The organism is Pseudoalteromonas sp. Ps84H-4 (assembly GCF_024124645.1).
Classification (GTDB): Bacteria; Pseudomonadota; Gammaproteobacteria; order Enterobacterales; family Alteromonadaceae; genus Pseudoalteromonas; species Pseudoalteromonas lipolytica_C.
In genome coordinates, this window is sequence record NZ_JAMXSK010000027.1 from 1 (window position 1) to 20368 (window position 20368).

At 41.9% G+C, this 20368-nt stretch carries 20 protein-coding genes; 4 read left to right on the forward strand and 16 right to left on the reverse strand.

Features of this window, described 5'->3' with window-relative positions:
* Nucleotides 1-486: 486 nt before the first annotated feature.
* Together katG and NH454_RS18985 are read right to left on the reverse strand one after the other, a co-directional pair.
* The gene (gene katG / locus NH454_RS18980; RefSeq protein WP_253039950.1) at nucleotides 487-2664 is read right to left on the reverse strand and encodes a catalase/peroxidase HPI; all 2178 of its coding nucleotides are present in this window, start codon (nucleotides 2662-2664) and stop codon (nucleotides 487-489) included.
* Between the two features lie 585 nt (nucleotides 2665-3249).
* Entirely contained in the window at nucleotides 3250-4623 is a 1374-nt protein-coding gene (locus tag NH454_RS18985; RefSeq protein WP_135926706.1) for a GAF domain-containing sensor histidine kinase, read from the reverse strand.
* 272 nt (nucleotides 4624-4895) lie between these two features.
* Here NH454_RS18985 and NH454_RS18990 point away from each other — a divergent pair, with 272 nt between their 5' ends.
* Entirely contained in the window at nucleotides 4896-5786 is an 891-nt protein-coding gene (locus tag NH454_RS18990; RefSeq protein WP_135926705.1) for a tetratricopeptide repeat protein, read from the forward strand.
* Between the two features lie 478 nt (nucleotides 5787-6264).
* On the opposite strand, the gene NH454_RS18995 is transcribed toward NH454_RS18990, so the two are convergent.
* From NH454_RS18995 to NH454_RS19010, 4 genes are all read right to left on the reverse strand, one after another.
* Nucleotides 6265-7029 carry a nuclear transport factor 2 family protein gene (locus NH454_RS18995; protein WP_253039952.1) on the reverse strand — a complete coding sequence of 255 codons (765 nt, stop codon included), beginning with the start codon at nucleotides 7027-7029 and terminating at the stop codon, nucleotides 6265-6267.
* Nucleotides 7030-7100: 71 nt separating this feature from the next.
* Nucleotides 7101-7841: a ferredoxin--NADP reductase gene (locus NH454_RS19000; protein ID WP_135926703.1), complete on the reverse strand. Its 741-nt coding sequence runs from the start codon at nucleotides 7839-7841 to the stop codon at nucleotides 7101-7103.
* A gap of 211 nt (nucleotides 7842-8052) precedes the next feature.
* Nucleotides 8053-8754 carry a purine-nucleoside phosphorylase gene (gene deoD, locus NH454_RS19005; protein ID WP_036972525.1) on the reverse strand — a complete coding sequence of 234 codons (702 nt, stop codon included), beginning with the start codon at nucleotides 8752-8754 and terminating at the stop codon, nucleotides 8053-8055.
* On the reverse strand, nucleotides 8754-9983 hold the full coding sequence (locus NH454_RS19010) for a phosphopentomutase (RefSeq protein ID WP_138558401.1): 1230 nt from the start codon (nucleotides 9981-9983) through the stop codon (nucleotides 8754-8756). The genes deoD and NH454_RS19010 overlap by 1 nt, the downstream gene beginning before the upstream one ends.
* Nucleotides 9984-10174: 191 nt before the next feature.
* Here NH454_RS19010 and udk point away from each other — a divergent pair, with 191 nt between their 5' ends.
* The 3 genes from udk (at nucleotide 10175) to NH454_RS19025 (ending at nucleotide 12930) form a co-directional block, all read left to right on the forward strand.
* Nucleotides 10175-10804: a uridine kinase gene (udk, locus tag NH454_RS19015; protein WP_135926701.1), complete on the forward strand. Its 630-nt coding sequence runs from the start codon at nucleotides 10175-10177 to the stop codon at nucleotides 10802-10804.
* A gap of 18 nt (nucleotides 10805-10822) precedes the next feature.
* Nucleotides 10823-12046: a NupC/NupG family nucleoside CNT transporter gene (locus NH454_RS19020; RefSeq protein WP_135926700.1), complete on the forward strand. Its 1224-nt coding sequence runs from the start codon at nucleotides 10823-10825 to the stop codon at nucleotides 12044-12046.
* Nucleotides 12047-12204: 158 nt separating this feature from the next.
* Nucleotides 12205-12930: a transporter substrate-binding domain-containing protein gene (locus tag NH454_RS19025; RefSeq protein ID WP_135926699.1), complete on the forward strand. Its 726-nt coding sequence runs from the start codon at nucleotides 12205-12207 to the stop codon at nucleotides 12928-12930.
* A 2-nt stretch (nucleotides 12931-12932) separates the two neighbouring features.
* Here NH454_RS19025 and NH454_RS19030 read toward each other — a convergent pair whose 3' ends face one another.
* The 10 genes from NH454_RS19030 to NH454_RS19075 all read right to left on the reverse strand — a co-directional run bounded on the left by NH454_RS19030 (nucleotide 12933) and on the right by NH454_RS19075 (nucleotide 20084).
* Nucleotides 12933-13634 carry a transporter substrate-binding domain-containing protein gene (locus NH454_RS19030; RefSeq protein ID WP_253039954.1) on the reverse strand — a complete coding sequence of 234 codons (702 nt, stop codon included), beginning with the start codon at nucleotides 13632-13634 and terminating at the stop codon, nucleotides 12933-12935.
* A 173-nt stretch (nucleotides 13635-13807) separates the two neighbouring features.
* Entirely contained in the window at nucleotides 13808-14017 is a 210-nt protein-coding gene (locus NH454_RS19035) for a cold-shock protein (RefSeq protein WP_036972536.1), read from the reverse strand.
* A 201-nt stretch (nucleotides 14018-14218) separates the two neighbouring features.
* Nucleotides 14219-14923, reverse strand: coding sequence for a hypothetical protein (locus tag NH454_RS19040; protein WP_135926697.1), 705 nt, complete (start codon nucleotides 14921-14923; stop codon nucleotides 14219-14221).
* Nucleotides 14911-15657, reverse strand: coding sequence for an iron transporter (locus tag NH454_RS19045; RefSeq protein WP_253039956.1), 747 nt, complete (start codon nucleotides 15655-15657; stop codon nucleotides 14911-14913). The genes NH454_RS19040 and NH454_RS19045 overlap by 13 nt, the downstream gene beginning before the upstream one ends.
* Nucleotides 15644-15961 carry a cupredoxin domain-containing protein gene (locus NH454_RS19050; RefSeq protein ID WP_199527545.1) on the reverse strand — a complete coding sequence of 106 codons (318 nt, stop codon included), beginning with the start codon at nucleotides 15959-15961 and terminating at the stop codon, nucleotides 15644-15646. The genes NH454_RS19045 and NH454_RS19050 overlap by 14 nt, the downstream gene beginning before the upstream one ends.
* Nucleotides 15962-15980: 19 nt before the next feature.
* Complete coding sequence (locus NH454_RS19055; RefSeq protein WP_253039958.1) at nucleotides 15981-17291, reverse strand: ATP-binding protein; 1311 nt, start codon at nucleotides 17289-17291, stop codon at nucleotides 15981-15983.
* On the reverse strand, nucleotides 17291-17950 hold the full coding sequence (locus tag NH454_RS19060; RefSeq protein ID WP_253039960.1) for a response regulator transcription factor: 660 nt from the start codon (nucleotides 17948-17950) through the stop codon (nucleotides 17291-17293). Before NH454_RS19060 ends, NH454_RS19055 begins: the two co-directional genes overlap by 1 nt.
* Before the next feature lie 3 nt (nucleotides 17951-17953).
* Nucleotides 17954-18571 carry a hypothetical protein gene (locus tag NH454_RS19065; RefSeq protein ID WP_235404164.1) on the reverse strand — a complete coding sequence of 206 codons (618 nt, stop codon included), beginning with the start codon at nucleotides 18569-18571 and terminating at the stop codon, nucleotides 17954-17956.
* Between the two features lie 50 nt (nucleotides 18572-18621).
* Complete coding sequence (locus NH454_RS19070; protein WP_135926692.1) at nucleotides 18622-19398, reverse strand: SDR family oxidoreductase; 777 nt, start codon at nucleotides 19396-19398, stop codon at nucleotides 18622-18624.
* Nucleotides 19395-20084 carry an iron-containing redox enzyme family protein gene (locus tag NH454_RS19075; protein ID WP_212748200.1) on the reverse strand — a complete coding sequence of 230 codons (690 nt, stop codon included), beginning with the start codon at nucleotides 20082-20084 and terminating at the stop codon, nucleotides 19395-19397. The genes NH454_RS19070 and NH454_RS19075 overlap by 4 nt, the downstream gene beginning before the upstream one ends.
* Nucleotides 20085-20368 lie beyond the last annotated feature (284 nt).

Here is a 20368-nt window from a genome sequence, read left to right on the forward strand (position 1 = left end):
ATAAAGGGGCGAATACATTAAAGTGACCAGGGGTAGCTCCCCAAATAGAGTCCGTATATAAGCCAGCATCTAATCTTTATTTAATAAATACTCCGTTGACAAAAAACGGGGAGTCCATATAAGTACATAGAGGCGCTGCGCGCTACACAGAGAAAACAATATTTACAAAGAGATTATGGTTTCTCCTTCTCTTACTCTGTGCTCTCTGTGTCCTCTGTGGTTAGAAAAAGATCCAGCAGACTAATATACATTTAATAATCATCTGAAGTACCCTCTTTCACTTCTCTTTGCGAAAAGGTTATTGGAACCATAGAAAGCACCGAGGCGCTGAGACGCGATGTAAAATCGCTGCTACCTCGTATCTCGTATCTCGTAACTTTACTCTTTCCCCTCGTAACTTTCCCCTTTCCCCTTGTAACTCGCTAACTTCCCTAAACTAAAAAAGGCTACACACTGTGTAGCCTTTGTACTTAAAGGAATTATAAATTAAATATCAAAGCGATCAGCATTCATTACTTTTACCCATGCGTCGACAAAGTCTTTCACAAAACGCTCTTTGTTGTCGTCTTGTGCGTAAAACTCTGCGTAAGAGCGTAGGATTGAGTTTGAGCCAAACACTAAATCAACGCGTGTTGCTGTCCATTTAGTTACACCCGTGCTGCGCTCGATAATATCGTAAAGACCATTACCTGTTGGCTTCCATGTGTAAGCCATGTCAGTTAGGTTTACAAAAAAGTCTGTGCTAAGTGTGCCTACATTATCTGTAAACACGCCATGCTTAGAGCCGCCATGATTAGTGCCTAGTACACGCATACCACCAACAAGGGCGGTCATTTCTGGTGCTGTTAAGCCCATTAATTGCGTACGCTCTAACATTAGCTCTTCTGCTGAAACCACGTAATCTTTCTTCAACCAGTTACGGAAACCATCGTGAATTGGCTCAAGTACGTCGAACGAGTCTGCATCTGTCATCTCGTCTGTAGCATCACCACGACCCGGCGCAAATGGTACAGTTACATCAACACCCGCGGCTTTTGCTGCTTGTTCAACCGCTGCTGTACCACCTAAAACAATTAAGTCAGCTAGGCTTACTGGTTTACTTAAACTCGCTTGTACTGACTCAAGTGCGCTTAGTACTTTAGCTAAACGCTCAGGCTCGTTACCTTGCCAATCTTTTTGCGGCGCTAGGCGAATACGTGCACCATTTGCACCACCACGATGATCTGAACCACGGTAAGTACGGGCGCTATCCCATGCTGTAGTGATTAAATCAGCTTGGCTTACACCACAGTTAAGTAGCTTGGTTTTAAGCTCGCTAATTTCGCTGTCTGATAAGGTGTAATCCACCGCTGGGATCGGATCTTGCCAGATCAGATCTTCGCTTGGTACATCGGCACCCAAATAACGTGATTTAGGACCTAAGTCGCGGTGCGTCAGCTTGAACCATGCACGTGCAAACACATCACTAAAGTATTCAAAATCATCGTTAAAACGCTCGATAATCTTACGATAGGTTGGGTCCATCTTCATTGCCATATCGGCGTCGGTCATGATTGGGTTTAAACGAATTGATGGATCTTCAACATCAACTGGTTTGTCTTCTTCTTTAATATCAATTGGCTCCCACTGCCATGCACCTGCTGGGCTCTTCTTGAGTTCCCACTCGTAGTTAAGCAGCAAGTAACAATAACCGTTATCCCATTTGGTTGGGTGAGTTGTCCACGCGCCTTCGATGCCCGACGTCATGGTATCGCGACCAATACCGCGTGAATTATGATTGTTCCAACCTAGGCCTTGCTCAAACACATCAGCCGCTTCTGGCTCAGGGCCAACGTTTTCTTCGCTACCATTACCATGAGTTTTACCCACGGTATGACCCCCCACTGTAAGTGCGGCAGTTTCTTCGTCATTCATTGCCATACGGGCAAATGTTTCGCGAACTTGTTCAGCCGTTTTAAGCGGATCAGGGTTGCCATTCACCCCTTCTGGGTTTACATAAATTAAGCCCATTTGTACCGCTGCTAATGGGTTTTCCATGGTGTCTGGTTTAGCTACATTTGAATAGCGCTCATCACTGGGTGCTAACCATTCTTTTTCAGCGCCCCAGTAAACGTCTTTTTCTGGGTGCCAAATATCTTCGCGGCCACCGGCAAAGCCAAAGGTTTTTAAACCCATTGATTCATATGCCATATTACCGGCTAAGATCATTAAATCTGCCCAAGAAAGCTTATTACCGTATTTCTTTTTGATTGGCCAAAGTAAGCGACGTGCTTTATCTAGGTTAGCGTTATCTGGCCACGAATTTAATGGCGCAAAACGCTGATTACCTGTACCACCGCCACCACGGCCATCTTCTAAACGGTATGAACCCGCTGAGTGCCATGCCATACGGATCATTAAACCACCGTAATGACCCCAGTCAGCTGGCCACCACTCTTGGCTTTCAGTCATTAAGTTTTTTAAATCGGTTTTAACAGCTTCAAGGTCAAGAGATTTGAAAGCTTCTGCGTAATTAAAGTCTTTGCCGTAAGGATTCGTTTTGCTGTCGTGTTGATGAAGAATGTCGAAATTGAGTGCGTTTGGCCACCAGTCGGTATTTGATTGAGCGGTGACAGTGTTACTACCATGCATTACCGGGCACTGGCCCGTTTTTCCATTACTCATTATGTGCTCCTCATAAGCTAAAAATATGACGAAACGCTAAAAAGTCGCTTTTATTCCTTTCGTCATAAAGAGAGATTTTCTAATAGTTATGAATAACTAATAGCAAATAAGTTCCTGTTGTTTAAAACTATAGGAGTTGTACTTTGATAAAGCTAGATTAAGAACATGGTTTTAAATCGATTGCACCGATAGAAAAATCTGATTTGATTCATTTTGCAAAACCGTTCATTTTATAAGGGTATTATTAAACAGCGAGTAGCCCTTATGAAAACCATTAATCCTGACGTTGCTAGACAACTAAGCATTAACTTTTTTATCGCCAATTTACCTATTTTGATGTTAACGGGCCTCGTAGTTGCTTCGCTTGTGGGATTAACTTTTCGAAGCTCGGTTATGTTTTGGCTGGCGCTACTAATAACACCTATAAGCCTAAATTATTTATATTCTAAAAAACGTATTAAGCAGTTTTGCAAAGACAACAAATGCACTGATATTTCTTGCCTTGCCAAGCAAACTGATTAATTTTTAATTTTATTACCCAGTCACCAGATTATTTAGCCTGCAACTTGTTTAAAAATTAATTAGTTATGCAAGTTTTTGCGGCAATTTGAAGGTAACAGTAACGCCGTTATTTGGCTTGCTATCGATGCTTACTTCACCTTGCAGTGCTTGCGTTGCAAGGTTATAAACTATCGACATACCCAAACCACTACCGCCATTGCCACGTTTGGTGGTGAAGAATGGCTCAAACACTTTATGCATTACATCTTCACTCATGCCATGTCCATTGTCTAAATAGCAAATAGAGTAGGTATCGCTTTGTTTATCAACGGTTACTGATATTGTTATTTTATTTTGATCTCTGCCCACAAACCCATGTACACAACTGTTGTTAACAAGATTCAGAAAAATTTGGCTTAATGCCCCAGGTACAGTTATTAGCTTAAGGTCGTCATTACATTGAATATCGACTTCGATATTATGACTTCGGGTCAATGGCATTAAACTATGTAAAATATTTTCAAGGTAGTCTTTGATGTTTGTTTCAAGTAAGTTCAAAGATGATTGGTCAACAGCTGTTTGCTTAAAATCACTAATTAGCTTTGCCGCGCGCTCAAGATTTGCAAAAGAAATCTTAAAACATTCATTTAAGTGATTCATTCCTTCAAGTAATGCCGTTTTAGTTAACGTATTAGACTCTATTAATTTATTTAAGGTATTAAGTTTATCTTTTGCGGAGCTATTCGCGGTGACTGCAATGCCAATTGGGGTATTTACTTCATGTGCTATACCCGCCACAAGGTTACCAAGCGAAGCCATTTTTTCTGATTCGATCAACTTTTCTTGCATGGTCGTCAATTCAGATAAGGTCACTTCGAGCGTGCGAGTTCGCTCTGCCACCCGTTGCTCTAATAATTGATTGGCACGTTCAAGTTTGGCATTGGTTCGTTCATTTTCTTGAGCCGACAGTGCCCTGCCATATAAATCTGCTAATGCACCGATAAATGAACACTCATCTTCACTCCAGTGCCTTGCTCCACCAATATGCTCACAACAAAATATTCCGATCATTTTACCTTTATAGCGAATCGGCGCATCGAGCATAGCGCCAATATTAAGCGGTTTCAGGTAGCTTTCACTAAACTCAAAGGTGGCTGGATCGGTATGGGCATCTTCTGCGGTGATAGTCCGCTGGGTATCGAGCGCTTTAAAATATGCTGGATATGCATCGCGTGGAAGAACCAGCGTCTGAATTTCCTGATTATTTTCTCTATCAAGTAATAATCGGCATTCAATGGCGGTGTTTTCGGCATTTAAGAGCCAGATCCCAGCTCTGCCTATTTCTAGGCCATCAAGAACAGCATTAAGGATTAAGCGTTCAGCTAATTCAACATTACCACTGTCAAGATCAGATGAAATTGATACTCCATAGAGCAGTTGGACTAGTTGTTGGCGCATACCATCACCTTTTAGTTTTACATCAACTTAAGTCTAGACGAACATAGCCATTCTTAAAGACTGACTTTGAATTTTTAAAAAACCTTTTAGTATTAAGTGGTTGTTCAGATAGACACAGGTATATTTATGCCTAACTCCTGTTGATACCCCTTACGACTTTATGTTGTTTAAGCAGTTTGGCCAGCTCTCCCCCGAGTTGGCTTTTTTTTGCCTAGTCCCCAGTGCTCACGCATGTTAAAGTGAACCTAGATTTCACTAAACATAAATAAGTTATGCGTTATATCTTAATTTTAATCACTTTTTTAATGAGCTTTCATACGCTAGCGGCAGCCCAAAATGAACCTGAAAACCGCCCAGCCCTTAGTGAAGCCGAACAACAACAAGCACTGAATAACCTTCAAGAACCAATGTATAAGCCTCTTTTAGAGCGTTATATTCTTGATGAGTTGAAAGCAGTTCGCCAAGATCAGCAAAAACTGAGAGAAGATGTCACTAAGCAAGTCACTCATACACAGTTAGATACAGCCGATCGCGCGTTAACCTACACGACAGACACCATCAATAATGTGTTTTTTATTATTACAATTACAGCCTCAATTTTGGTTTTAGTTGGTTGGAATTCACTGCGTGATGTGAAAAACAAAGTAGAAGATATTGTAAATACGCGTGTTAGTGCCATCACTAAAGAATACGAAGAGCGCTTAAAAGTTCTTGAAGAAAAACTACGTGAGCGATCTGAAGAGATCTTATTAAATCAGCAAAAAATCTCGATCACTAACGAAGTTCATTCACTGTGGATGCGTGCTAACTTAGAAAGTGATGTTGCAAATAAAGTAGAAATTTTTGACGAAATATTAAAACGTAAGCCTGAAGATGTAGAAGCGATTGCTTATAAAGCAGATGCACTGTTAGAAATAAATGAAACGGGTGAGGCTATTGAGCTATGTAATCAAGCCCTCGAAATAGACAGTGACTATGGCTATGCATACTGGCAACGTGCGTGTGCTTATGCATTACTTCATAAACATGCTGATGCGATGGCCGATATTCGTATGGCACTTGAATACTCACCAAACCTTCGTAACGAGCTATTACACGAAAGCGCTTTTGCCAGCCTTCACGACAACGACAGCTTTAATTCGTTGTTAAATGAAACGGTTTAACCTAACCCCATGTAGCAGCGGGTTTATCCCGCGTCATAGGCGCTAGGATTTAGGCTCTAGGATTTAGGTGCTAGGTGCTAGGTGCTAGGTGCTAGGACGCGATGTAAAATCGCTGGCTTTTAGCCGTTAGAGGTCAGATATTAGATGTCAGTCGAACGGCGGGGTTGGTTAGGTCGAGTGTTTTTCTCTGCAATGAAAACCTTGTTCGAGGCATTGTAGGAGGTACTTTAGTGCCGAATTGAACGTAGAAAAGAGCGGTCAGTCAGACGCGCGAAACAAGTTTCACGCCTACATGTAGCAGCGGGTTTATCCCGCGTAATAGGCGCTAGGATTTAGGTTCTAAGACGCGATGTAAAATCGCTGCTACCTCGTTACTCGCATCTTTCCCCTTGTAACTTGCTAACTTTACTCTTGCTAACTTGAACCCACTAACTTTCACCCAACAAAAAAGAGCAGCTGCGCTGCTCTTTTCTAATGCCTAACGAAAGAATAACACTTTGGTTATTTTGCCGTTTTCGACTTGATAACTAGTTACAAACTCAGCTCGCTTATCAACGACTTTGGGATCCTCTGAACAAGTCTCTGATAGTTCATGATCAATCACTATATTACCGTGCACAATGCGTTTTATCGGTGAAGACTTAATGCACTTTAATTTTTTAAACATAATACCGTATCGTGCAATTAGCTTTTCTTTACCGGTAAACATAAGCTCATTTGGAAACGTATAAAACTCTACATTTTCATCATACATTTTGATAAATGCATCGATATTACGAGCGTTGTACGCGGCAATAACTTGCTCGATTACAGCCATAGATTCTCGTGACTGACGAGCTTTTTCTTGCTGTTTGGCTGTTAAGGCTTCTTTAGCTTGGTTTACTGCTTTTGTTGCTTCAGCAACTGCTTCTTGCTTTTCAGCTGCGGTTTTAGGTTGCGCAGCAGGTGCCGGGTTTACAGAGCCTATTACCTTACTATCATCAGCTTCGGCAACCGTCGCGATTGCAGCTTCTTTCTTTTCAGTGCCCTTATTAACGGCTTCTGGTTTAGTTACTTCAGTTTGGCTTTTAATTACCGCAGAGCTTTCGCTCTCTGTAGCTTTGTCTTCAATAAATTCTAAACGTGCAACATCTTTCTTTTCTGTTTTTTGTTCGGTTTGTTGCTGGCTTTGTTCACTAGTTTGGTCACTAGCAAAAACCTGCCATGTGAATAGTAAACTGATGGCAAAAAATAACGGTTTCATAATTTTCCTAAATGCATCATGCCTCAATAAAGGCGCTAAGGTAGCAAATTATAGCTGTTTGGCATAGTTTTTTACCAATATTGCTCTACTGTGATCTGCCCAGGTTCACGACGTCTATTGCGGCTAAAACCAAGCTCTAACAAAATAGCTGTAGTATCTTTTACCATTTCTGGATTACCGCAAATCATAAACTGTGTGGTGTCGGGAGCTACAGGACGGTCTATAACTTGAAATAAACGACGGTCTTTGATCACATCTGTGATCCGGCCATTAAATCCCACAGTGGCTGACTCTCGGCTGACTACAGGCGAATAGTAAAGATTTGGGTACTGATGCTGGAGCGCTTTGATTCGCTCTTGATAGCTTAAGTCCTCGTTAAAACGTACACCATGTACCAAATGAACATGCTCAAACTTTTGCCACACTTCGCCCTGCTCTAATATTGATATAAAAGGTCCAAGTGCCGTTCCTGTGCTCAGCATATATAGCTGTTCACTGCTTGGCACTTCATCAAGAGTAAAAAAGCCTGTAGCACGACGCTCAATTGTTACTGAGTCGCCCGGCTTTAATTGTGCAAGCTGTTGAGAAAGTTGTCCGTCTTTAACATTAATCAGATAAAACTCAAGATCAGGATTATTTGGTGCATTCACGTAAGAATATGCGCGTGCTACGCGTTTATCACCCACCTGCATTGCAAGCTTTGTAAACTGCCCAGCCGTGAATGGCTCTACATCGGCATTAACAATTAAGCTAAATAATGAATCGGTCCACCATTTAACGTCTTTAACTTTTGCTTCAATCCAATTAGACATACAAACCCTCGAGTATTGTTCCTCTATTAAAGGTGGCAACAATTGCTTGAATTTTCAAGTTTTAAGGGGTAGTTGCGAGATACAAACTGGATTTTACGCGAGGTAAATAAGTAGCCATAAAAAAAGCCGCATAAATGCGGCTTTGAGGTTAGTCTCACTTCACTTTGGGCGTGTTTCCAAATTTCAGTGAATACGTTACCAAGGAACTTATTTAAATTGATTCTAAAGCAATTTTAACCATTTCGTTAAAAGTGCTTTGACGCTCTTCACTTGGTGTTGCTTCACCAGTGATTACGTGGTCACTAACAGTAAATAGTGCCATCGCTTTTGCGCCATACTCAGCGGCTACGCCGTACATGCCAGCTGTTTCCATATCAACAGCAAGTACGCCTAGCTTGTCTAATTCTTGATAGAATGTGTTATCTGCTTGGTAGAATGTATCTGTTGTAAATACATTACCTACCTTTGCTTCAATGCCTAATTCTTTTGCTGCGTTTACACCATTAAGTAATAAACCAAAATCAGCAATAGCGGCAAAGTCGTAACCACGCACGCGTGCACGGTTTACATTTGAATCTGTGCTTGCACCTTGTGCAAAGATAACGTCACGGATTTTGATGTCGCTACCAATACCGCCACAGGTACCAATACGAATTAGATTTTTAACACCGTAACTAACGATCAATTCACGGGCATAAATTGACATTGATGGAATACCCATCCCAGAGCCCATAATACTCACTGGTTTACCTTTGTAGGTACCGGTAAAACCATACATATTACGAACGCCTGTTACTTGTTTTGCGTCATCTAAAAAGTTTTCAGCAATGTATTGAGCGCGAAGCGGATCACCCGGCATTAATACCGTTTCTGCAAATTCGCCTACATTGGCACTGATATGAGGAGTACTCATTATTGGTTTCCTTTTTTGTTCGCTAATAGCTCATCTTTAAAGCTATCACCGTATTCAAGTGCAGGAAGATTAAACCACTGGGCAAGGGTTTGACCTATGTCTGCAAAACTAGCTCGTTCTCCAAGCGGGGTGTTTGTCATTCCCGGTTGGTAAGCAAGTACTGGCACGTATTCACGTGTATGGTCAGTACCTGCTGCAGTTGGATCACATCCGTGATCGGCAGTGATGATTAACACATCATCGCTATTTAGCTGATTTAAGATGGTTGGTAGGTAATCATCAAACTCTTTTAATGCTTTAGCATAGCCGACTGCATTACGGCGATGACCGTACTTTTCATCAAAATCAACTAAGTTTGTAAAAATCAAACTATGATCAGGTGCACTTGCGATGACTTCTGAGGTTTTCTCAAGTAAGTTCATCAGCCCTGGTGCTTTGTGTTTTTGGGTGATGCCTTGATGCGCATAGATATCGGCAATTTTACCAATACTTATCACTTCACCGCCGTCTTGCGATAATTTATCAAGCAAGGTTGGCGACGGTGGCAGCACCGAATAGTCACGACGATTGCCTGTGCGGGCAAAATCGTCACGGCTCGAACCCAAAAATGGCCGCGCAATCACTCTTCCTATGTTCATTTCATCAAGCAGCGCCCGTGCGATTTCGCAAACCTGATAAAGTTTCTCCAGTCCAAATGATTCTTCGTGCGCGGCTATTTGAAACACGCTATCAACTGAGGTGTAGCAAATCGGCATGCCGGTTTGCATGTGCTCTTCACCTAGTTGTTCTAAAATGGTTGTTCCTGAGGCATAGCAGTTACCTAAAATGCCCGGAATACCAGCACGAGCAATTAGCTCGTCAACAAATTCTTGTGGAAAACACGGCTGTGTGTTTGGGAAGTAACCCCAATCAAATAACACAGGTACGCCGGCCATTTCCCAATGACCTGAAGGCGTGTCTTTACCACTTGACAACTCTTTAGCGTAACCCCATGCGGCAATAGGTGCTTGGCGGTCACTGACTAAACAAGGTTCTTTACCTGCGGCTTCGCATGCATCAGCTAAACCTAAACGGGTAAGATTAGGTAGCGATAACTGCTCACCGGTTTCTTCTGCATAGGCTTTAAGTAAATGAGCAAAGGTATTTGCGCCTACATCACCAAACTTCTCTGCGTCGGGTGCTGCGCCAATTCCTAGGCTATCTGCCATTAAGATAAGTGCTCTTGCCATGGGTACCTCGTTATCAATATGTGGCTACTTTATATGCTCTTCGAATTTTTGGTACAGGACATAAGTCCTGTTTCATAAAACAGAAACATTATAAATTTGCATCTCTAAGCGAAGCAAAAGAGATTAATCGTGTCTTTTTTGCTATTGTGATCTACCTAACAATGTTTCCTTCTGTGTGGGCGAGAACTTTAGTGACACGAACAATTATAGCTATTGCTGGCGCATCTGCGTCGGGCAAGTCTCTTTTTAGCAAGACGATTTATAACGAATTAGTCAATGAGCTTGAACCGGGCGCGATCGCAGTGATCGAAGAAGATGCTTATTACAAAGATCAGTCGCATTTGCCGTTTGACCATCGAACGCAAACAAATTACGACCATCCTGATGCTTTCGAGCATGAGCTTTTGCATGAGCACTTACTTCAGTTGCGCGCTGGAAAATCAGTAGACGTACCAACTTATGACTATGCAATGCACACCCGCAGCGATGAATCGCGTCGAGTGGCACCTGCAAAAGTACTTATCGTTGAAGGTATTTTGCTACTGAGTGATCCGGCACTTCGAAAAGAATTTGATATTAAGGTGTTCATTGATACACCGTTAGATATCTGCCTTATGCGCCGTATGCAACGAGATATGGAGCAGCGTGGCAGAACATTACAGTCCGTTGTTGATCAATATCAAGCGACAGTGCGACCTATGTTTTATCAGTTTATTGAGCCATCAAAGCACAAAGCTGATCTCGTAGTCACACGCGGCGGTATGAATCGCGTTGCCATTGATATAATTAAAAGTAAAATAAAATATTTACTGCAACAATAACAACGGGAAATAGTCAGTATGACGACATTTATGAGCTTAGTAGGCATTGTTGTGCTACTAGCCATTGCTTTCGCGGCTTCAACGAACCGTAAAGCAATTAATTTAAGAACAGTAGGCATCGCCTTCTTGCTACAAGTGCTAATTGGTGGCTTTGTCTTGTTCTTCGAAGTGGGTAAAAACGTACTGGCAAGTATGTCTCGAGGAGTGTCATCAGTTATTGGTTATGCCAATGACGGGATTAGCTTCTTGTTTGGCTCACTGGCATCGCAAGATACCTTAGGGTTTATTTTTGCGATACAAGTATTGCCCGTTATTGTGTTCTTCTCAGCACTGGTTGCTGTGTTGTATCACATCGGGGTGATGGATTGGATAATCAAGATTCTAGGCGGCGGCTTACAAAAGCTATTGAAAACCTCGCGCCCTGAATCGCTTTCTGCAACCGCCAATATTTTCGTTGGCCAAACAGAAGCACCATTGATTGTTAAACCATTTATCGCCAGCATGACTAAGTCAGAGCTATTTGCGGTAATGGTAGGTGGCCTTGCTACCGTAGCAGGTTCAGTTATGGCAGGTTACGTAACAATTGGTGTAGAGCTTAAATACTTAATTGCAGCCAGCTTTATGGCAGCACCTGGTGGCTTCTTGATGGCAAAAATGATTGTGCCAGAGACAGAAACACCAAAAGAAGATTTAGCAGATTTAGAGATACAAGAAGAAAAACCGGTTAACGTAATTGATGCAGCAGCATCAGGTGCCGCAAACGGTATGCAACTAGCACTAAATGTAGGTGCGATGTTACTTGCTTTCGTAGCACTTATTGCACTTCTAAATGGGCTATTAGGCGGTATTGGTGGTTGGTTTGATCACCCAACATTAACGCTACAAGAAATTTTAGGTTACGTATTCGCTCCAGTGGCATGGTTATTAGGTGTACCGTGGAACGAAGCAGTAATCGCAGGCAGTTTTATAGGTCAGAAGGTTGTAGTTAACGAATTTGTTGCTTACCTCGACTTTATTAATTATCGCGATACGTTAAGTGCGCACACACAAGCGATTGTCACATTCGCGTTATGTGGGTTTGCTAACTTATCATCGATAGCAATTTTACTAGGTGGATTGGGCGGTATGGCGCCTGGTCGGCGAAAGGATATCGCACGCTTAGGGCTCAGAGCAGTGTTAGCAGGATCTATGGCTAACCTCATGAGTGCAGCAATTGCAGGTTTTTTCCTCTCGCTAGCTTAGAAACTTAATGAGATGAGCCGTAGTTGCAAAACAATAGGATAGAACTTTAAGGGGTTAAAGGTCTATCTGACTTGAACGATACTTCACCAAGGGCCGCAAGGCCCTTTTATCGTTTTTATGTGCTAAGATTTATTTACTAAGTCTTTTTAAGTATCCGCATGAACCGTTTTCAACTTTTTATACTGATATTTTTTCTCAGTTGGCCTGCCTTCAGTACACCAACACTTACGGTTGTCACTGAGCTTTCTCCGCCAAATCAAACGTTAATTAATAATCAAGTAACAGGTGACAGCACCGAGTTAGTCAAAGCTATTTTTGCTAAAGCAAATTTACAGGCAAATATTGAGCTCTATCCGTGGGCACGTGCTTACAACATGGCACTAAAGAAACCGAACACACTTATTTTTAGCATGGCTAAAACTCCCGAACGAGAAGCTCTATTTCATTGGATTGGAGAAATAGCAACTTATCAAATGGGCTTTGTTAAATTAAGCTCTCGCAGCGATATAAACATCACCTCAAACGAACAGGCTAAACAATACAAGATTGCCGTACAACGACATGACCTAGCGGCTCAACGCTTAACTGAGCGAGGTTATGTCGTGGTATATACCTCAGACATCACTAAATCATATCAGTTATTAATGGCGGGCAAGGTCGATTTAATTATTGATGATAAAAATTATATAAGTGCAATGGCTGAGCAGCTAGCACTAGATGAGGCTCGCTTTAGCTTTGCTTACGCTATCGACTTTTTAACTATGAAAGGTTATTTAGCTGCGAGCCTAAATACGCAGCCAAGCTATATTAAGGCGCTTAAACAAGCGTTTGTTGAGGTTTCAAAAACAACCCAATACCAAAACGTGATGATGACAACAAACTAGCTTTACTCTATTGGGACAAAATAATCTGCAATATATTTTTCGAGTAAACCGCGCTGAATCAATCGATCATAACTTGTCTGTAGTTTTAATAAGATCTCATCAGGGATATCTTTATTAAGAGCTAAAAAGTTACCTTGTGTTCTCTCAAGCGGTAACTCAACCAGTTTGACAACCTCTTGCCCATAATGGCCGTATTGCATTAATAAATACCGAAATGACAACTCAGAGCCAACAATTAATTCAACCTTGTTTTTTAAAAACAGATTTATACATTCATAGTAATGACTTACTTTTAATAAGTTCTTATCTGCTTTAAACCCTAAGCTCTCTAAAAAGTTTTCGTAAATACTCTCTCTAACAGTACATACGCTGTATTCTTTTACTTGTGCTAGGTCACGCGGGTTGATGTGCTCATTAGATTTGAGGCGATAAAAGAAGTTTTTTGATGACGCAAGCGGGCCTATCCAATTAAATAGTGCTTCTCTGTCGGTAATACGCGCAGTTGACACTAAACCAGACAATGGCTTTTTTTGCGCTAAATGATAGGCTCTAGGCCAAGGCAATAGCTCAAATTGACACTCAATCTCTGCATCCACACACATTGCCCTAACAAACTCTAGGTTAATACCCTCTAGGTGACCTTTGTTGGAAAAGTTATAGGGTGGAAATTGCTCTGTATAAATGGTGATAGTTTGTTTTGCCATCAAACTCGGAGCAAAGCTAAGACAAGCTAAAAACAAATACTTTATGATAATTCGTACATCCTCATTAGATAGCCGAATTAAATATAGAAATATTCATATCTTCAGTCAATTTTTAGGCACAAAAAAAGCAAGCCGTAGCTTGCTTCTTCTTAATATTTACTTTTCAGCAAATATTATAACGGAGTGATGTTATCCGCTTGTGGGCCTTTTTGACCTTGTGAAAGAGTGAACTCTACACGTTGGCCTTCAGCTAAAGTTTTGAAACCGTCGCTTTTGATAGCGCTGAAGTGTGCAAACACGTCTGGGCCATTTTCTTGCTCGATGAAACCAAAACCTTTAGATTCGTTAAACCACTTAACTGTACCTGATACGATGTTAGACATAGTATTATTCCTGATATAAAAAAATTAAACATGCCCTAATGGGCGGGTGTAGCAAAAAATGAGATGGTACTTAAAAACTTCAGGACGGTACTACAAGTATTACTTATACAACAACGAAATAAAGATTTATTAATTACACGCTTTCTTTCTAGCTGGTGCCTACTATATAGAGTTACTTGAATAAGTCAAACACTATCGAAATTAAAACTCAAACTCTAAAGCCAAGCGAAAGCTATGGTCGCGGCCTGATTGCGATAATTCACTTATAAATCCTGCTTCCCATTTTAATTGACGCTTCGCACTAAAACGATGCAAACCAATAAAACCAGGGCCCACACCAAAAAAGTCCTCGCCAGCATAAACTTCTATTGATGGCTGAAATGCAGAGCGATAGCGATAACGGTACTGCAAACGGAACTCACTTTCCCATTCATTTTCTATATCAGCCCCCCACTCATACACTAAAAATGCATTCATAGTCAGGCTAGTACGACCAAACTCTTTTTCCCATAAAAAGCCAGTCGTCGCTTCGTATGCATCTATAGTGTGCTGCTTTTCAAGTTCAAATAGTGCCCCCCAATCTGCCCATAAACGCCCTTGTTCTACAAGTTGCCAACGTAACTCCACCTCATATGAAGATAAGCCAAAGTCACCGTTATCATCGCGCTCGCCAACTAAATACCCTTCAAGGCTCATGGTGTCGTTAATTGCACCACCAAAACCTGCGCGCTGTGCAAGCACATTACCGTTATCGGTTTGCCTAGACACTAAGCGCCACTCTACTTCACGTTCAAAAGGCAATACGTAAGGATGATATACTTTATCAACGACCATGCCATCTGCATGGACAACGTGTGCAAAGCAAATTGCAAACAGATAGCTAAAACTGATTATTAAGAACCGCATACAGGCTCCTTTTTATGTTTAACTTTTAGAGCGCGAGCCAAGGCAATAAATACGGCGCTCGCAATTACATATACCCAAAGCGCGGTTTTACTTGGCGTGGCTTCGTAACCGACTAAGGCTTTTAGCACCCGGCCAAGTTCTGAGTTTTCGGCTAAAAAGTTGCGCCAATCTAGATAGCTTGAAGTCACATCAATTAAATCGACCTGACTCGCTAAATCAAGAAATATTAATAACTTTGCTGTTGCATTTAAGGCAAGCAATACAATCAATGGCTGCATTTTCGCTCGTCTGGCAACACTTTCCAGCAAAAAGAACAATAAAATACCAAAGCTGACACAAATTCCTATTCCTAGAAAAGTGCCAAGCAGTAAAGGCTCAGCAGCATCTTTATTGTGCCAAAAACTCACTAGGTAAATCATGTAATGGCTCAAATACAGGGTCATTGTTGCAATGAGAGCAGCGGCGGCGGCTACAGTGTTTTGTTGACAACTGATTAATGCCGCAACAAAAATCAGGATGCATAGCAACATTTGAATGAACTCTAAACCACGATGTTCAAACAACTGGCTCATCGTCGCCGCACCTTGTACAAATAGCAAACTAATAATGGTGCCAATAACAGCATATAAACCTAATTGTCGCTGATTAAGTGGTACTATCAACTTGAGTAACACCGCTAAAATCACAACCGGTAAAAGCTGATTAATGCTCATTAATAAACTAGTTATCAGCATTATCTACCTCCGTAGCCACAACCGTTCCTCGGGCCGTATTAGGCGAAAATTCGCCAAAAAAGTCATAACGGCCAGGGCTTAGTGGGCCGATATAAATCACACTGGTTCGGCCAGGATAAAGCACTTTTTCGCGGTTTAAATCAAAGCTATCGAACTCTTCAGGAGTGTTATCTTGATTTTCGATGAGTAAACGTAGCTTTTTATTGGCAGGTACTTTTATTTCAGCGGGATAAAACAAATGATCTTTTAAGATCAGTTTGTATTCTTTGGCACAAGCAAGCCAAGATGACATACACAACAACATAGACAGTGCAGCAATCCATTTATTCACTGAGGTCTCCTTGCATAAAGGACACGCTCACTCGCAAGCCGCCAAGGTGGCTGTCTGCTAAAGTAATATCAGCGTTATAAATCGATACTATATGTTCAACAATGGCCATACCAAGCCCGGCTCCTTGCTCACCCGATGGATGTTTATCACCACCCACGCGATAAAAGCGATTAAAAATGCGCTGTTTTTGAGCTTCATCAATACCGGGTCCCGAGTCATCTATTTGCCAGATAAAACGATTGTTTTCGGTTTTCAGGGTAATACAAATCTCTCCCACAGCTGGGGTGTATTTTATGGCGTTACTCAGTAAATTGCCAAACAAAGTAACCAAGGTAAATTCGTCACCAGCAATAATAAAATCATCGCCATCAATGCTTATGGTATGCTCTTTTTCGTCTATACGATCATAAAGTTGTGCAACAACTTGCTGGCTAATTTCTAACACCGACACTGAACTAAATTGCGCCTGCCACTGCTCTGGATAAGTCCGCCCTAAAATTAGCATCTGCTCGACGATATTGCTCAACTTATCAACGCCTTTTTCCATCGCATCAAGCTCAACACTATCGATACCTTGGGCAACTAAATTATGTACATTTATTTTTAAACTACTCAGCGGTGTGCGCAGTTCATGGGCTGCATCAGAGGCAAAAAAGCGCTCTCGTAAATAAGCACTTTCAACCCGTTTAAATAGGTCGTTTAGTCGGCTAATTACGGGTTTTATTTCTTGCTCTGGGGTTTGCCAAGGGATAGCCGTAAAGTCATTTGCCTGACGATGTTTAAGTTGATTCGACAACCGAGTTAGTGGCGCAAGCCCTTGTTTTACAAATACACTAATAAGGAGAGCAAGGATAGGCACACTCCATAATAGCGGCGTCATGGCCGATAAAATTACAGTTTCGGTGAGCGCCACACGTTTACTCAAAGGCTCTGCAATAAGCACGCGCTTATTACCTTCGCTTAAGCGATACACTTTGACGCGTTGCCCAGCCAAATTCTCAACACTAAACCCGCTTTGCCACTGACTTTGATTGCTAGAGTTATTCTGCAATGACTTTGAGCTTGAGGCCAAGCTGTCATCAACCCAAACTTGAAATAATAACTGCGGTAAATCACTCGTATAAGCTGGGGTTTCATTACTGAGTGGTTGTTCGATTAACACATGCGCCAACGTTACCAGCTCGTTATCGAGCAGCGCTTCAGCCTGATTCATGCTTTCACGATAACCTTTAGTAAAAGCCAAAAAACAGGTTAGGATCACCATGGATAAGATAAGTAATGTCAGCCTTTTACGAATTGACACTAGCGTTTACCCACCACATAACCAATACCACGCAAGGTTTTAATAAACTCTTTTGGGAATTTTTTACGCAAGTGATGAATGTGCACTTCGATGGTATTTGACCCCACCTCTTCGCCCCATTCATAGAGTTTATTCTCTAACTGCTGCTTTGATTGCACGCGACCTTGGTTTTCTAGCAAGGCTTTAAGGAGCATAAACTCTTTGCGCGGCAAGTTTACCGGCTCATCTTGAAATCTTACGGTAAATGCGGCGGTGTCCATTTCAACATCGCCAACTTTTAAGGTGCTGGTTTGAGCTTGGGTCAATCGCCGACTAGCAACCCGAAGACGTGCAAATAACTCAGCGGGATCGAAAGGTTTTGCAAGATAATCATCAGCACCTAAATCTAGCCCCATGACTTTATCATCAATACTACCGCGAGCGGTTAAAATCACCACCGGCAGGTTTTTACGATGCTTTTTGATGTGCTTTAGAATGTCGATGCCATCACCGTCTGGTAGTCCTAAATCAAGGACTACCAGCTCAATTTCATCATTTTGCAGCCATTGCATCGCTGACTTAACGGTTGCACTGTGTTCAACACTATAACCTTGTTGACGTAAAGAACGACACAGGCCTTCTGCCACTAAGTGGTCGTCTTCAACGAGCAATAAATGCATAGCTTATCTCTTTAATTTTTTCTCTACCTTAGCCAATAGTTTAGTAATTTCTTGTTGGCGGTAAAGGTCTGCCTTTGGTCTATCAGGGCGCGCTGGCGCTTGCTGAGCTACTAATAAAAATTCTTTAGCTGACTGATACTTATGCTCATCATATAAAAATGACGCATATAAATAATTACTATCGATTCCATAAGGATTTAGCTCAAGGGCTTTTTTAAACAGTTTTTTGGCTTCATCATCATCACCAAAGCCAATTGGCCAACCTGGCACTTTGCCGTATAAAGTTGCCAAACTTGTATAAGCCGAACCATTCAGTGCTTGTGGATCAAGCTTAAGCGCTTTTTCAAATTGTGCTTTGGCATCTTTTGCAAGACCCAGCGCACCTAATCCCCCTTTCGCACCTGCATAGCTCGATAACACGATACCGTACCAAATATGGCTTGCCGCTTGCTGATCGTTCGCTTTTGTAAACTCTGCGGTTTCATTCGCTAACTTTTCAAAGGCATCTAGCTGCGCATCGTCAACTAATTCGTAATTAACCACAGCCCATTGCTTTTGCACCGAACTTAAATCGCTATTAAAGTCAGCTTTTGCAGGCGCAGCCATGATAACAGCTATCATCATTAGAGCTTTAAAATTTAGTTTAGTCATAATCATTCACCTTAATCAATTTAGTTGGCAAAAAAACTTTTAATTTTAGGAAGTTGTTTTGCTATTGCGTTATCAACTAATGATGGAAATGCCCCGTTAATACGAGCAAATAATGTTTCTGGAAAGCCGATAAAACGGCGACGTTTTTTGGATTTAATTAAATCTATTAATGCATCAGCCACTTTTTCAGGCGGGTCCATGGTGTTACCCAACTCTTTGTTCATTGCCCTTACTTGTGGCGAGTTAATCGCGGTATCGGTGGCACGAGGCGCTAAGTACAATACTTTCACATCACTGTGACTAAGCTCTCTGGCAAGGGCTTCGGTCATTCCTCTAAGGCCAAACTTGCTGGCACAGTACAAGGTTTGATACGGATAGCCGATGCTGCCAAATGATGAACCTATATTCACAATCGTGCCTTTATTACGGGTAATTTGTGGTAAAAACAGCTGGCACAATTTAATAGGTACATTTAGATTAATATTTAACAGATGATCAATTTGCTGCTCGCTTATTTCACTAAAGCCTTGCATCACATTAACGCCCGCGTTATTGATAAGCAGCGTTGCGCCGCCAATTTGCTGGGCAAACTTAGCAAGATCATTGCGAGATTCACTGTTACTTAGGTCGGCTTGAAAATACTCAGCGTCATTGCCGCACTCCAATTGCAATGCAGCAAGTTGCTTTATATTTCGGCCTACCAATAATACACGCCAACCTTCTTTTGCAAGGCGAAGGGCAATAGCACGGCCAATGCCCCCTGTTGCACCGGTTAGCACACACACTGGGCTACTCATGCGCTTTGCTCCAAGTCAGCCTCGCTAAAGAAAGGTTCTGAATCGAGGTCACGGAAAATATTGCCGTACAGTTTATAAAAACATTTTGCGGCGTGAATAATCGCTTGCTGATCGTCCTCGTTATCTATTTTGTTCATCAGATTTTCGAAAAACTTCACGTGTTCAATATCAAGAGCACCATGCGAGGTAAGGTAGGTAAACGCCTTTTTAGGTAAACCTACAACCTCACGGATTTGCCCCGCTGCATTATCGGCTAAGGCAATCGAGGTGCCTTCAAGCACATGCACCATGCCAAAGAAGGCCAATGGGTTACCGCGATTTATTGTATCGTAGGCATACGACACCATTAATTCAGTCGAAAACTGTGGACGAGAATGACGCACTAACTCTTTATCAAAACCACAGGCTGCAATATCGTTTAGCACCCATTCTTGATGGCCTAACTCTTCTTCGATGTATTCTGCAACAGCTTCGCGCAGCCACTCTTGTTTATCGCTCAGCTTTGCCCCTACAGCCATTAGCAGTGGCACGGTGTGTTTAACATGGTGATAAGCTTGCGTTAAGAACGATGCGTATTCACTCAGGCTGACTTCACCTTTAAAAACGCGGCTAATAATTGGCGCAGCTAAAAGGTAGTCACGCTCTTTCTGTGTTTCGGCTTGTAATGTATTGAAAAATTGACTCATGCTCGTCGCCTCTTGATAAAGTGCTGAAATCTCTGTAGCAAAAAATTGATTAATAACATCGCGTTTGGGGCGATTATTGCTGGTTAATAAACCTTGCGTGTGGCTCATGGGCTCTGCCATTCGATGCCACTTTTTGATCTGTGCGTATTCGGGTAGTTGCGCGTTTTGTGCCGTAATATGTGCAGCAAGTTCATCGTCACTCATCGCTTGGTTTGCATAGATAAGCGCAGCTAAAAATGCTTGGCCTTCGCCAATCACCACCGCTTGTTGTACCTGGCTGTGGC

Coding starts and splice junctions, on each gene's coding strand:
- NH454_RS19070 (WP_135926692.1), bottom strand. CDS start 19,398: ATGAGTAGCCCAGTGTGTGTGCTAACCGGTGCAACAGGGGGCATTGGC.
- NH454_RS19075 (WP_212748200.1), bottom strand. CDS start 20,084: ATGAGTCAATTTTTCAATACATTACAAGCCGAAACACAGAAAGAGCGT.
- NH454_RS19030 (WP_253039954.1), bottom strand. CDS start 13,634: ATGGCAAAACAAACTATCACCATTTATACAGAGCAATTTCCACCCTAT.
- katG (WP_253039950.1), bottom strand. CDS start 2,664: ATGAGTAATGGAAAAACGGGCCAGTGCCCGGTAATGCATGGTAGTAAC.
- NH454_RS19010 (WP_138558401.1), bottom strand. CDS start 9,983: ATGGCAAGAGCACTTATCTTAATGGCAGATAGCCTAGGAATTGGCGCA.
- NH454_RS19000 (WP_135926703.1), bottom strand. CDS start 7,841: ATGTCTAATTGGATTGAAGCAAAAGTTAAAGACGTTAAATGGTGGACC.
- NH454_RS18995 (WP_253039952.1), bottom strand. CDS start 7,029: ATGAAACCGTTATTTTTTGCCATCAGTTTACTATTCACATGGCAGGTT.
- NH454_RS19040 (WP_135926697.1), bottom strand. CDS start 14,923: ATGCGGTTCTTAATAATCAGTTTTAGCTATCTGTTTGCAATTTGCTTT.
- NH454_RS19060 (WP_253039960.1), bottom strand. CDS start 17,950: ATGCATTTATTGCTCGTTGAAGACGACCACTTAGTGGCAGAAGGCCTG.
- NH454_RS19065 (WP_235404164.1), bottom strand. CDS start 18,571: ATGATAGCTGTTATCATGGCTGCGCCTGCAAAAGCTGACTTTAATAGC.
- NH454_RS19035 (WP_036972536.1), bottom strand. CDS start 14,017: ATGTCTAACATCGTATCAGGTACAGTTAAGTGGTTTAACGAATCTAAA.
- NH454_RS19025 (WP_135926699.1), top strand. CDS start 12,205: ATGAACCGTTTTCAACTTTTTATACTGATATTTTTTCTCAGTTGGCCT.
- NH454_RS19050 (WP_199527545.1), bottom strand. CDS start 15,961: ATGTTGTTGTGTATGTCATCTTGGCTTGCTTGTGCCAAAGAATACAAA.
- NH454_RS19045 (WP_253039956.1), bottom strand. CDS start 15,657: ATGCTGATAACTAGTTTATTAATGAGCATTAATCAGCTTTTACCGGTT.
- NH454_RS19020 (WP_135926700.1), top strand. CDS start 10,823: ATGACGACATTTATGAGCTTAGTAGGCATTGTTGTGCTACTAGCCATT.
- NH454_RS18985 (WP_135926706.1), bottom strand. CDS start 4,623: ATGCGCCAACAACTAGTCCAACTGCTCTATGGAGTATCAATTTCATCT.
- NH454_RS18990 (WP_135926705.1), top strand. CDS start 4,896: ATGCGTTATATCTTAATTTTAATCACTTTTTTAATGAGCTTTCATACG.
- deoD (WP_036972525.1), bottom strand. CDS start 8,754: ATGAGTACTCCTCATATCAGTGCCAATGTAGGCGAATTTGCAGAAACG.